The sequence below is a fragment of the Novosphingobium cyanobacteriorum genome (assembly GCF_029436685.1).
Classification (GTDB): Bacteria; Pseudomonadota; Alphaproteobacteria; order Sphingomonadales; family Sphingomonadaceae; genus Novosphingobium; species Novosphingobium cyanobacteriorum.
This window is the reverse complement of record NZ_JAROCY010000003.1, coordinates 23,373-36,562: the sequence shown is the minus strand read 5'-3', so window position 1 is coordinate 36,562 and position 13,190 is coordinate 23,373. Positions and strand designations below refer to the sequence as shown.

The 13,190-nt window shown below is 65.7% G+C and carries 9 protein-coding genes; all 9 read left to right on the top strand.

What is annotated here, in order from left to right; all coding sequences use genetic code 11:
• Positions 1 to 5: 5 nt before the first annotated feature.
• The 9 genes from POM99_RS03460 (at position 6) to POM99_RS03420 (ending at position 12,957) form a co-directional block, all read left to right on the top strand.
• Positions 6 to 986 (top strand): AAA family ATPase, encoded by a 981-nt coding sequence (locus tag POM99_RS03460; RefSeq protein ID WP_277275412.1) that lies wholly within the window; start codon positions 6 to 8, stop codon positions 984 to 986.
• Positions 983 to 2,689, top strand: a complete 1,707-nt coding sequence (locus POM99_RS03455; RefSeq protein WP_277275411.1) for a preprotein translocase subunit YajC — start codon at positions 983 to 985, stop codon at positions 2,687 to 2,689. The genes POM99_RS03460 and POM99_RS03455 overlap by 4 nt, the downstream gene beginning before the upstream one ends.
• Before the next feature lie 12 nt (positions 2,690 to 2,701).
• Positions 2,702 to 3,937 carry an XrtA/PEP-CTERM system-associated ATPase gene (locus tag POM99_RS03450; RefSeq protein ID WP_277275410.1) on the top strand — a complete coding sequence of 412 codons (1,236 nt, stop codon included), beginning with the start codon at positions 2,702 to 2,704 and terminating at the stop codon, positions 3,935 to 3,937.
• 17 nt (positions 3,938 to 3,954) lie between these two features.
• A complete protein-coding gene (locus POM99_RS03445; protein WP_277275409.1) occupies positions 3,955 to 4,842 on the top strand; it encodes an XrtA system polysaccharide deacetylase in 888 nt (295 codons plus the stop codon).
• Positions 4,839 to 5,900 (top strand): FemAB family XrtA/PEP-CTERM system-associated protein, encoded by a 1,062-nt coding sequence (locus POM99_RS03440; RefSeq protein WP_277275408.1) that lies wholly within the window; start codon positions 4,839 to 4,841, stop codon positions 5,898 to 5,900. The genes POM99_RS03445 and POM99_RS03440 overlap by 4 nt, the downstream gene beginning before the upstream one ends.
• Positions 5,897 to 7,114, top strand: a complete 1,218-nt coding sequence (locus POM99_RS03435) for a TIGR03087 family PEP-CTERM/XrtA system glycosyltransferase (RefSeq protein WP_277275407.1) — start codon at positions 5,897 to 5,899, stop codon at positions 7,112 to 7,114. The genes POM99_RS03440 and POM99_RS03435 overlap by 4 nt, the downstream gene beginning before the upstream one ends.
• On the top strand, positions 7,104 to 8,666 hold the full coding sequence (gene xrtA / locus POM99_RS03430; RefSeq protein ID WP_277275406.1) for an exosortase A: 1,563 nt from the start codon (positions 7,104 to 7,106) through the stop codon (positions 8,664 to 8,666). Before POM99_RS03435 ends, xrtA begins: the two co-directional genes overlap by 11 nt.
• Positions 8,667 to 8,675: 9 nt before the next feature.
• Positions 8,676 to 10,565 (top strand): XrtA/PEP-CTERM system amidotransferase, encoded by a 1,890-nt coding sequence (locus tag POM99_RS03425; RefSeq protein ID WP_277275405.1) that lies wholly within the window; start codon positions 8,676 to 8,678, stop codon positions 10,563 to 10,565.
• Positions 10,566 to 10,713: 148 nt separating this feature from the next.
• Positions 10,714 to 12,957, top strand: coding sequence for an EAL domain-containing protein (locus POM99_RS03420; protein WP_277275404.1), 2,244 nt, complete (start codon positions 10,714 to 10,716; stop codon positions 12,955 to 12,957).
• The last annotated feature ends 233 nt before the right edge of the window (positions 12,958 to 13,190 follow it).

Below are 13,190 nucleotides of genomic sequence, written 5' to 3'. Positions count from 1 at the left end.
CAGGCATGACCGACCAGAGCAAGATCCCGCTTCCGCCCAAGGGCCCTTCGCTGATCGAGCGCGCATCCGGCACGTTCGACTTCCGCACCTATTCGCCAAAGCTGCCGCCGGTCCCGCCGGTGGCCGCGTCGTCTCCGGTTGCAGCCGTGCCTGTGCCTCCGCCTGCCGCGCCGCAACCCGTCATGGTCGCCGAAGCGCCCGTTTCGGAAAAACCTGCGCTGGAAGGCATCCCCGCCGCGCAGTCCTTCCGCGGCCAGTTCCACCCCATCGAACGCCGCCACCTGCGCGATCAGTGCCTGATCGAGCCCGAAGGCCCGGTCACCGGCCTGCTCGAGGAATTTCGCATCGTGAAGCGGCAGCTGCTGCTTGCCGCCGCGGAATCGCGGAATGGCCGGGGCGCACCGCATGGCGAACGCATCCTCGTCTGTTCGGCCCATCCGGGTGAGGGCAAGACCTTCTGCGCGGTCAACCTCGCGCTCTCCATCGCCGCGGAAAAGGACAACGAGGTGCTCCTCGTCGATGCCGATTTCGCCAAGCCCTCGGTGCTGTCCACGCTCGGTCTGCCGGGCGGACCGGGCCTTATGGACGCGCTCGCCGATCCTTCGATCGCGGTCGAGGATTGCGTGATGGGCACCGACATACCGGGCCTGTTCGTGCTGCCTGCCGGCAACTCCACCGGCGCGGATACGGAATTCCTCGCCTCTTCGCGGACTGAGGCCGTGCTTGGTCGGCTCACCGCCACATCGCCCAACCGCATCGTCATCTTTGACAGCCCGCCCGCGCTGGCCGCATCGCCCGCCAGCGAACTGGCCGCGCATGTCGGCCAGGCGGTCATGGTCGTGCGGGCGGATGTGACCGGCGAAGCCTCGCTGCGCGATGCGGTCAACATCCTGTCCGCCTGCGAAGATATCAAGCTGCTGCTCAACTGCACCCGCTTCTCGCCCACCGGGCGGCGGTTTGGCACTTATTACGGGTACAAGGAATGACCGGTCCCGCTTCCCGCGCACTTTCCGCGCTCGTCCTGCTTGCAGCCGCGCTGCCTGCACACGCGCAGATGGCCTATGGCGATGTCGACTCTGCCGATGCCCCGTCAGACGGGGCCGATGGCGGATCCGGTTCACGCGGCGGGCACAGCCTGCGCAGTGGCGGCGCGCGCACGCGCATCCAGCCCTATATCGAAGTCAATCAGGTCGTCCTTGCACAGCTTCAGGGCGGCGACGATGTGCTCACCTACACCGCCGTGGCTGCTGGCGTGGACATGACCCTGTCTGGCCGCCGCACCGAAGGCGCGGTCTCGGTCCGCTACGAACGTCGCTTTGTGGAAAAGGGCAACTTTGGCGATGGCGATACCATCTCCGGCCTTGCCCGCGTAAAGCACGATCTCGTGCCGCGCACGCTCAGCCTCGAAGCCGGCGGCTTTGCCGCACGCACGAGCGTGGAGCGTAGCGGCGCCGCCTCGCTCAACACGCTCGCCAATGCCGATGCGGTCAGCCAGGTCTGGTCGGTCTATGGCGGACCTGCGCTCAGCACCCATGCGGGTGATGTCGCGGTCAACGCCAGCTATATCGCGGGCTATTCCAAGGTCACGCAGAAGGAGGCCATCCTACTTTCGCCCGATGGTACGCGGGCCGATCTGTTCGATCACTCGCTGGCCCAGAATGCGCAGGTTTCCGCCGGGGTAAAGCCGGGCGATGTCCTGCCTGTCGGCCTCGTCGCCAGCGGCGGCTGGTCGCAGGAAGACGTTTCCAACCTCGATCAGCGCGTGCGCGAGGTGCGCGCCGGGCTTCAGGCCACGCTGCCTGTCACCATGTCGCTCGCGCTCGTCGGCGATATCGGCTGGAACGATGTCGAAGTCTCTTCGCGCGATGCCGTGCGCGGTGCCAATGGCCTGCCGGTGATCGGCAGCGATGGCCGCTATCGCACCGACAAGAGCCAGCCCCGCAGGATCGCCTATGATACCAGCGGCATCGTCTGGGATGTCGGCGTGATGTGGCGCCCCAGCCGCCGCACCGCGCTCTCCGCCTTTGTCGGCCGTCGGTATGACAGCACGACCTATTACGGCACGCTCAGCTACACGCCCAATGCGCGGCAATCGTTGAACATCGCCGTCTATGATGGCATCTCCGGCTTCGGCGGCGCGCTGACCAACGCAGTGCGGCAGATGCCCACCGATTTCGAAGTCGGCCGCAATCCGTTCAGCGGCGATATCGGCGGTTGCGCGCTCGGCTCCACCTCGGGTGGCGGCGGCTGCGTCAATGGTGCGCTCGGCTCGCTGTCCTCGGCAGTGTTCCGTGGGCGCGGCGTTACCGCAACCTATGGCTTCCAGCTCGGCCGCTCGCGCGCCGGCATCGGCATGGGCTATTCGCAGCGCAAGTTCATCGGTGCGCGTGGCACCGTGCTGGGCGCGGCCGATGGTCGCAAGGACGAAACCTTCTTCATCGACGCGGGCATTTCCGGCCCGATCGATCGCTATTCGTCCTACAGCGTCGCCGTGTTCGACAGCTGGTACCGCAACAATGCCTCCTCGCTGGCAGACGTGAATTCCTATGGCATGACCGCCGGATATTCGCGACAGCTGGCAGAACGGCTGGTCGGCAACCTCGCCGTCGGCCTGCAGGGTATCGATCGCAAGCTGGTGGAGGATGAACTCGTCGCCACCGGCCAGCTCGGCCTGCGCTACAATTTCTAAGGGAAAGCCGCGATGTACGACGATTTCTACCAGCTGACCGGCCGCCCGTTCCAGCTCACGCCGGATCCGGAATTCTATTTTGAAAGCAACACGCACCGCAAGGCGCTGTCCTATCTCGGCTATGGCCTTGCCCAGGGCGAAGGCTTCATCGTCATCACGGGTGAGGTCGGCGCGGGCAAGTCCACGCTCGCCGCGCACCTGATGGCCAGCATCGACCGCGAACGCCTCACCGCCGCGCAGATCGTCACCAGCGCGCTCGATGGGCAGGAACTGGTCCACGTCGCCGCACGCGCCTTCGGGCTTGATGTCGCGGGGCATGACAAGGCCAGCGCCCTCGCGCAGATCGAAGCCTTCCTGCACGAAGAGGCCCGCGCCGGCCGTCGCTGCCTGCTCGTCGTCGATGAATCGCAGAACCTCTCTGTAGAGGCGCTGGAAGAGCTGCGGATGCTCTCGAACTTCCAGCTCGGCGCGCATCCGCTGCTGCAGATCTTCCTGCTGGGCCAGCCCGAATTCCGCGCCCTGCTGCAATCCTCGCCGGCGCTTGAACAGCTGCGCCAGCGCGTGATCGCCAATCACCATCTCGATGCGATGGAACCGGGCGAAGTCGGCCCCTATGTCGAACACCGCCTTGCCCATGTCGGCTGGCGCGGCAATCCGGCCTTTGATCAGCGTGTCTATGCCGAACTGGCCAAGGCCACCGGGGGCATTCCCCGCCGCATCAACCAGGTGCTCAACCGCCTGCTGCTGATGGGCGCGGTGGAACAGCGCACCCGCATCGATTCCGCCATGCTGGGCGAGGTGCTGGCCGATCTCAACCGCGATGGCGCGCTGGGTGTCCAGCCCGCACCGGTCCCGGCCGAAGTTGCCCCGGTGATCGAACAGGTGGTGCAGGCTGCCCCTGCGCCGGTTCCGCCCGCCGTGCCGATGCATGAAACCGCGCCCGTCGCCGCGCTCAGCCAGGATCTGGCCGCCATGCTGGCGCAGCGGGACGAACAGATTGCCGAACTGCAGCAGGCGGTGATCGAACTCGCCGAAATGCGCACTGCCACCCCTGCCGACCTTGATGAAGAGGGCGAGGAAGAAGCCGATCCTCGCCTCGACGAACTCACCGCCGCGCTCACCGATGTGAACCAGCGCCTTGCCGCGCTTGAGGCCCGGACCGAGGAGCAGTCGCAGGCGATCCGCCATGTGCTGACCATGCTCATCGAATGGATCGAGAGCGAAAATCCGGCGCGCGCAGCGGCCTGAAAACGCGCTCTTGACCCATGCTCAGTCCGCCTCAGCCCCCCCTCAGTCGTTCTCAACCCCTTCTCAACGGCCTGTCCGTTGACGTTGAGGATTGGTTCCAGGTGGGTGCGTTCGAGCGGGTTATCGATCGGAAATCATGGGATTTTCTTGAATGCAGGGTCGAATCCAACGTCGATGCGATCCTTGCCCTGTTCGATGAGGCCGGCGCACGCGGCACGTTCTTCACACTCGGCTGGGTGGCGCAACGATACCCGGCGATGATGCGCCGCATTGCCGATGCCGGGCATGAAATCGCCAGCCACGGCTGGGATCATGCCCGCGTTTTCACCATGGATGCCAAGGGTTTCGCAGGTGATCTGCAGAAGGCGCGCGAGGTTCTGGAACAGACCTCGGGCCAGCGCGTCATCGGCTATCGCGCGCCCAGCTTCTCGATCGACACACGCACGCCTTGGGCGCATGAAGTCCTTGCAGATCAAGGCTTTGCCTACTCATCCAGCGTCGCCCCGATCGTCCATGACCACTATGGCTGGCGCGAAGCACCGCGCTTTGCGTTCCGCCCGGTGGCGGGCTCGCCGCTACTGGAAGTGCCTGTAACCACGGCAGAAATCGGCGGTCGCCGGATGGCAGCGGGTGGGGGCGGCTTCTTCCGCCTGTTGCCCTATGCCGTCTCGCGCTGGGCCATCGCCCGCGTGAACCAGCGCGATGAACGCCCCGCGCTCACCTATTTTCACCCGTGGGAAATTGATCCCGGCCAGCCCCGCGTGCCCGGCGCTCCACTGAAATCGCGTGTGCGGCATTACACCAATCTCTCGCAAATGGCACCCAAGCTGCGGAAATTGCTGAAAGATTTCCGCTGGGGTCGGATGGACGAGGTGGTCGCTCTCGAGCAGGCGCGAGTGGCATGAACGCCCCCTTCCGCCCCACGGTCCTCACCGTCCGCGCCGCCGATCCGGGTGATCGCGCCGCCATCGCACGGTTTGTAGAAACCTGCCCCGAAGCCACCGCTTTTCACCGGCCGGAATGGCTGGAGGCGGTGGAATCCGCCACCGGGCACATCGCGCACATCCTGCTGGCGGAGCGCGGCGGGCAGATTTGCGCGCTTCTTCCGCTGCACGCCGCGCATTCGCCGCTGTTCGGAAGCGCGCTGGTTTCCACCGGCTTTGCCGTGGGTGGGGGCGTGATCGGCGATGGGGCCGCGGCACCGCTGCTGTGCGATGCGGCCAGTGAACTGGCCCGTCGGCTTTCGTGCTCTACGCTGGAAATTCGTGGCGGGCCAATGCCTTGCGGGCCTGGATGGCATGTGAAGACCACCAGCCACGCCGGCTTCGTCACCCCGCTTGCCGCAGACGACGAGGCGCAGCTTCTGGCGGTGCCGCGCAAGCAGCGGGCCGAAGTGCGCAAGGGGTTGGCCCACGCCATGCAGATCCGCATTGGCGCATCGGCGCAGGATCGGGCGGATCACTATGCCGTCTATGCCGAATCCGTGCGCAACCTGGGCACCCCGGTGTTCCCGCGCGCCCTGTTCGATGCGGTGATGGACCGCTTCGGCGACGATGCCGATATCCTCACGGTGCTCCATGAAGGCCGCCCGGTGGCTTCGGTGCTCAGCCTCTATCATCGCGGCGCAGTGATGCCTTATTGGGGTGGCGGCGTGCATGAGGCCCGCGCGCTGCGCGCCAATGATGTGATGTATTACGCGCTGATGTGCCACGCCCGCACGCGCGGTTGCGATCGGTTCGATTTCGGGCGCTCCAAGACCGATACCGGCGCCTATCACTTCAAGCGCAATTGGGGGTTCGAGCCGCAGCCGCTGGCCTATGCGCATTGGACCGCCGATGGCGCGCCCCCGCGAGACGTCAATCCGCTTAGCCCGCGCTACAAGGCCAAGATCGCGCTTTGGCAGAAGCTGCCACTGGGCGTGGCCAACCGGCTTGGTCCGCTGATCGCGTCCGGGCTGGCGTGAAGGGCGAAGTCCTCTTTCTGGCGCACCGCATCCCGTTTCCGCCTGATCGCGGAGACAAGATCCGGTCCAACCACCTGCTGAAGGCGATCGCCGCGCTGGCGCCGGTCCATGTCGGCTGCCTGGCCGACGACGAGACCGACCTGGCGCAGGAGGGCGATCTTGCCACGCTTGCCGCCAGCCATTGCCTTGTTCGCCGCTCTACCCCCCTGCCGCTGGCCGCGCTGCGCGCCGTGGCGGCGGGAAAGCCGGTCAGCCTCACCGCGTTTGACAGTGCGAGGCTGCATCGCTGGGTCCGCACCACGCTTGCGACCCGGCCCATCGCCGCGATCTTTGTATTCTCTGGCCAGATGGCGCAATATGTTCCCGCCGACTTTGCGGGCCGCGTCGTGATGGATTTCGTCGACGTCGATTCCGCCAAGTTCGAAGCCTATGCCGCTGCCGGATCGCTGCCCGCCCGGCTGGTATATGGACGTGAAGCGCGGCTTCTGGCGAGCGTGGAAGAAGCCGCAGCGCGCCGTGCCGCCGCTTCGCTGTTCGTCTCCCCGCAGGAAAAATCTCTGTTCGAACAGCGCCTTGTCCGCCCGCAAGGGATAGCGGTGCAAGCGCTGGGCAATGGCATAGACGCTGCCTTCTGGAACCCTGAAGGCGTGATCGGTTCGCCGGAACTGGCGCAGGGCGGGCCGCATATCGTCTTCACCGGGCAGATGGATTACCCGCCCAATGTCGAGGCGGTGACCGTGTTTGCGCGCGATGTGATGCCGATGGTGCGCGCCGTGCATCCGCAGGCCTGCTTCCACATCGTGGGCCGTGCGCCTACAGGAGCGGTCCGCGCGCTGGCGGGCGTGAACGGTACGCAGGTGACCGGCGCGGTGCCCGATGTGCGCCCGTGGCTCGCGGGGGCAAGCCTTGTCACCGCGCCGCTGGCCATCGCGCGGGGCGTGCAGAACAAGGTGCTGGAAGCGATGGCCATGGCGCGCCCGGTGCTGCTGACCACGGCCGCCGCCACCGGCATTCCGGCAACGGATGGGGCGCATTTCGTCATTGCCGATGGTGCGCCCGCGCTTGCTGCGCGCGCACTGGCGCTGCTGGCCGATCCCGCCGCCGCGCAGGCGATGGGGCGGGCGGCCCGCGCCTTCGTCCTGCAATCCTGCGCATGGGAAAGCGTGCTTGCGCCGCTGCCCTGCCTGCTGTGGGGCACGGCCGATGCCGCCTGAAATTGCCAGCAACACGGCGCCGCTCGGACGCGTGCTGGCGCGCTTGCCGGCGGAATGGCGCGCCCCTCTGGCCCGGCTTGGCCTTGCCTGGGCGGCGATCCTGCTTGTCTTCCTGCCGGATTGGGCGGCGATGGCGGGGCAGTGGTGGGACAGTTCCACCTATAACCACATCCTGCTGATCCCGTTCATCATCGGCTGGCTCTCCTCGCAACGCATGGCTGCCACCCTGGCGCAGCGGCCGCAGGGCTGGTGGCCGGGACTGGCGCTGTTTGCCGGAGCCGCGTTCCTGTGGATGCTCGGCAGCTTTGCCGGCCTGTCCATTGCCAAGCAGCTTGCCGTGGTTGTGATGGCGCAGGCCGCGTTCCTTGCGCTGATGGGCCCGCGCGTTGCCGCAACGCAGCTTTTCCCGCTGTTCTACATGCTGTTCATGGTGCCTGCGGGCGATGAATTGATCCCTACGCTGCAGACCATCACGGCCAAGCTGACGATGGCGATGCTGCACATCACGCAGATACCGGCCACCATCGACGGCGTGTTCATCACCACGCCCTTCGGCTATTTTGAAGTGGCAGAGGCGTGTTCGGGCGTGAAGTTCCTGATCGCGATGCTCGCCTATGGCGCGCTGGTCTGCAACGTGTGCTTCCGCAGCCCGTGGCGCCGCGCCGGGTTCATGGTGGTTTCCGCAGTGGTGCCGATCCTCGCCAACGGGCTGCGCGCCTGGGGCACGATCTGGATTGCCGGGTGGTATGGCATCGAATTCGCCGCCAGTTTCGATCACGTGTTCTATGGCTGGGTGTTCTTTGCGATCGTCATGGCGCTGGTCATGCTGGTGGGGTGGAAGTTCTTCGATCGCGCCGTGGATGCCCAGATGGCCGATGCCGCGGCGGTTGAGGCAAGTCCGATCCTGACGCGCCTTTCCGCGCTGCGCCTTGGGCAGAACGCCGCCCTGGGCGGCCTGGCCGCGCTGGTAGCGCTGTTCGTGGGCTGGAGCGCGGCGGCGGACAGCCTGTCTGCCCCGCTGCCTTCGCGCATTTCCGTGCCGCAGGTCGCCGGGTGGACGATTTCGGATTCCGGCCCGACTACGGATTGGACGCCGCTCCACGCCGGCGCGGACCACCGGCTGAAAGCGCGTTATCGCGATGTGCAGGGGCGCACGGTGGACCTGTCCTATGCCCTCTATGCCGCGCAGGGGGAAGGGCGCGAGGCGGGCGGCTTCGGGCAGGGGGCCCTGCCGATGGACAGCCACTGGGCATGGGAAGCGCCCGGTCCCGATGGCTTCGGCGGCAAGGCCGATGTGATCCAGGCGCCGGGGCCGGTCCACCGCGTGACCGTGACATGGTATCGCACCGGCGACCTGCTGACGGGCAGCAATGCCAAGCTCAAGCTGGTCAACATCCTCGATCGGCTGCTGCTGCGCCGACGCCCCACGGCGGTGCTGATCCTGTCAGCCGAGGAAGGGCAGTCCGCCCCGGCTGAGCAACTGATCCGCGATTTCCTCTCCGCCACCGGCCCGCAGGCCGAATGGATGGACCGCATCGCGCGGGGAGGCTAGGCTCTTCGCATGTGCGGAATTGCCGGAATTTTCCATACCGAAGGGCTGAAGCCTGTCGACCCGGCGCGCGTGACCCGGATGCTGGACGTGGCGCAGCATCGCGGCCCGGACGGGCAGGGGGTGTGGACCGCGCCGGGCGTGGGGCTGGGCCATTTGCGCCTGTCGATCATCGACCTTGCCGGATCGCCGCAGCCGATGGCTTCGGCCGACAGCATGGCGATGATCGTGTTCAACGGCGAGATCTACAACTACCGGGACCTGCGGCGGGAGCTTCAGGCCGAGGGCGTGGAGTTCCGCACCAGCGGCGATACCGAGGTGATCCTCGCCGCCTACCAGCGCTGGGGCCTCGATTGCCTGCCGCGCCTGCACGGCATGTTCGCCTTTGCGCTCTATGACCTGCGCGAGCGCACGCTGCTGCTGGCGCGCGACCGGCTGGGGGTGAAGCCGCTGCACATGGCCACGCTGTCTGACGGCAGCGTGATCTTTGGGTCTGAACTCAAGCAGTTGCTGGCACACCCTTCGCTGCGGCGCGATCTCGATCCGCTGGCGGTGGAGGATTACCTGTGCTGGGGCTATGTGCCCGATCACCGGTCGATCCTGCGCGGGGTGGAGAAGCTGCCCGCCGGGCATTACCGCCTGCTGCGCCACGATGCGCCGCCCCCGCGCCCGGTCCAGTGGTGGGACGTATCGTTCACCGGCCGGGAAAAGGGTTCCGCCGCCGATCTTGGCGCGCACATGCTCCACCACCTGCGTGCCGCCGTCACCTCGCGCATGGCGGCGGACGTGCCGCTGGGCGCGTTCCTTTCCGGCGGGGTGGACAGTTCGAGCGTCGTCGCCTTGATGGCCGAGGCGAGCAGCGATCCGGTGAAGACCTGTTCGATCGGTTTCGACGTCGCCGCGCTGGACGAGACCGCGTATGCCGACCGCGTGGCCGCGCAATATGGCGCGGAGCATCGCAAGCGCATGGTGGGATCGGAAGATTTCGCACTCGCCGATCGCCTTGCCGCGATGTTCGACGAACCCTTTGCCGATGCCTCGGCGCTGCCCACGTTCCGGGTGTGCGAACTGGCGCGCGAGCATGTGACGGTGGCGCTTTCGGGCGATGGCGCGGATGAGGCCTTTGCCGGGTATCGCCGCCAGGTGTTCCATCACCGTGAGGAGCAGGTGAGGGGGCTTCTGCCGCAGGGGCTGCGCGGGCCGGTGCTGGGAACGCTGGGGCAGATATATCCCAAGGCCGATTGGGCGCCGCGGCCGCTGCGCGCCAAGTCTACCCTGCTCAGCCTCGCGCAGAGTGGCGAGGAGGGCTATGCGCGTTCGCTCTCCGTCATCCCCGATGATCTGCGCGACAGCCTCTACACGCCGGATTTCCTGCGGCTGCGCGGAGAATACCGGGCAGAGCAGCCGTTCATCGACCTGATGCGCAATGCGCCGGCGCGCAGCGGGCTGGACCGGGCGCAATACGCCGATCTCAAGTTCTACCTGCCGGGCGACATCCTGACCAAGGTGGACCGCACCAGCATGGCGGTGAGCCTGGAGGCGCGCGAGCCGCTGCTCGATCATCGCCTGGTCGAATTCGGCGCGCGGCTGCCCGAAGCGATGCGGGTGAAGGGATCGGTGGGCAAGTGGCTGATGAAGGACACGATGCGGCGCTACCTGCCGCAGGACGTGCTGTTCCGGCCGAAGATGGGCTTCGTCACCCCCATTGCCGCCTGGCTGCGCGGGCCGCTGGCCGGAGAAGCGCGCGCGGTTGCGCAGGGCGGGGAACTGGCACGCACCGGCTGGCTGGATGCGGGGCGCATCGCCGGGCTGGCCGAGGCGCATATCGCCGGCCGCGCCGATCACAGCCGCCTGCTGTGGCAACTGCTGATGCTGGAGAAGTCGCTCGCTCGCCTGAGCTGAAACGGCAGGGGGCTGACGAAAGTTGGAATTCACTTAACCGAACTTGGTTGACGGCCCGTAACCCACTTAAGCCGATGGTAACCATTTCGCCCTAAGCCCAAAGCGTAACCACGGCGCCGGGGCAATGCGACGTATATTGCGGACACCATTGGGTATATCCCTGCTGATCGCGCTTGTTGGCGCGCTGATCGGCATTGGTGAACCGATCAGCCAGATCTACTGGGCCCAGGTTTTCAAGATCGCGCCTTCGCATGGCGCGCCCAACATCGTCCTTGTCGATGTCGGCCAGCCTGACAGCATCACCACGGCGCAGCAGGCGCAGTTGCTCGATCGCCTGGCCTATGGCAACCCGCGCAAGGTCTTCCTCGACACCGAAATCGCCGTGGGCGCCAATCCGGAAGGGGACCGCGAGCTTGCCCGCGCGGTAGCCGCCTACAAGGAAAAGGTCGCTTTCGTCGCCCGTTCGGGCTCGTTCGACCAGTTCAAGGAATCGCGCTTCAAGATTCCGCCCGTTTCCATCGTGGGCAATGCGCAGGTTGTCGTGTCGGCATGGTGGAGCAACTATGCGTCCTGCGCGATCGTTGCGCCCTATGTCCTCAAATGGTCCAGTGGTACTTACCAGACGCTCGCCTCGGCAATCTCCGGCGTCAGCTCTGGCTTGGAAAGCCGGTACTACCCGGATTACACGCTCGATCCTTCACAGGTCCGCGTCGTCGATGCAGAGGAACTTGCCCAAGGCCACTTTGATCGCGATTCGATTGAAGGCAAGACGGTCATCGTCACCCCGCTGAAGCGTACCCCACTTGCGCATTACTACGGTCACGGCTTCGAACCGGAAATATTCGTTGATCTGGCTGGTGCCGCAGGGCTTGAAAAGCCGGTCTCCTTCGCTTTCTGGAACGATCTGTCGTTCGCCACCATCCCGCTTCTGCTGATTTGCGCTGGCTTCATCGCCTATGCACAGCGCAAGCGTGGGTTGCGGGCCGCTGCTGTCATCGCCGGAGCCGTTACCCTGACGTTTGTCACCCCCATCGCACTGCGCTATGTCGGCATCGTTGCCCCGCCCGATTGCGCATGGCTGATGATGCTGGTCTATGGGGGCCTTCGCCTGTGGGAACTGCGCAGTCGGCGTATCAAGCTGACCAGCGCGTCGGGCCTGCCCAACCTGCTGGCGTTCTCAGACAAGCCCATCGATGTCGGCCACGATGTGATCGTGGCCGCCATCGCGCGTTATGAAGAGATCCTTGCCACCCTGCCGCAGGACCTGCACGGCGAGTTTGCGGTGCAGATCGCCCGACGCATCTCGGTAGGCACGGGGTCTGACGAGATCTATCACAGTGATGGCGGCCACTTCGCCTGGACGGATGAGGCACGTCCGCTCGACGTGCAGTTCAGCCATCTCGAAGGGCTGCGCGCCCTCTTTTCCGCGCCGCTGCAGATTGGCAGCCACACGTTCGATACCAACATCCACTTCGGCATAGACCGCAACGAAGGGCTTGATCCGCTCACCCGCGTCAATTCCGCCCTGGCCAGTGCGAACGAGGCGCTGTCCAACGGCCGCGCGATCGAGCTGTTCGAGGCGCAGCGCCTGACCGATGCGCCCTGGGAACTGTCGCTTCACGCGCGCATCGACGAAGGCCTGCGCAATGGCGAGATCTGGCTGGCGTTCCAGTCGCAGTGGGACATTGCCAGCCGCACCATCTGCGGGGCAGAGGCCCTGATCCGCTGGGACCATCCCCTGCGCGGACCGATTGCGCCCGATGCCTTCATCCTGCAGGCAGAACGCGCGGGACGGATCGATGCGTTGACGTACTGGGTGCTGGAACAGGCGATCACCGCCGCGCTTGCGCTCAATGCGCGCGGCCCGCGTTTCCAGATGAGTGTGAACCTTTCTGCGCAGATGGTGGACAAGGCGGAACTGGTCACCAACTTTGCCGAGATCGTGAAACGGCGCGGGATCGATCCCAGCCTGCTGACCATCGAGATCACGGAAACCTCGAGCGTGCGCAATCGCCCTGCCGCGTGCCACAACCTTACCCAGTTGCGCCAGATGGGCTTTCGCCTCTCGATCGACGATTTCGGCACCGGTGAAGCCAGCCTCGCCTATCTGGCGGACCTTCCCTCGGACGAACTCAAGATCGACCGCCGGTTCATCTCCCGCCTGCTCGATTCGAATCGGGACAGGACAATCGTTGGCAGCACCATCGGGCTTGCCCATGCCCTGGGGCAGTCGGTGGTGGCCGAAGGGATCGAGGACGAGGCCACTTTCCACGTGCTGCGCCAGCTCGGGTGCGATCATGCGCAGGGCTATCTGCTCGGAAAACCGCAGCCCTTCGCCGTTTTTGAACAAGCCTACGATGCCTCGCTCCAACGCCAAACTGGAGTTGGTTAATCCTTGTTAACCAAGGCCATTAATGATACTTCCGTCCATGCAACCGTGGATGGAGGCAATTATGTGGCGTCTTGGAAAGGTGGTCGACCTCTTCTTCTTCTTCGCTTGAAGATGAAGGGCCCGATCCGTTGAAACAGGATTAAACCCCGGTTTTCGGCGGATTTAGAGGTAACAGATTAGCCCCGTCAGCACTCTGCTGCCGGGGCTTTCTTGTTGTCTAGCAAAGGGCGGTC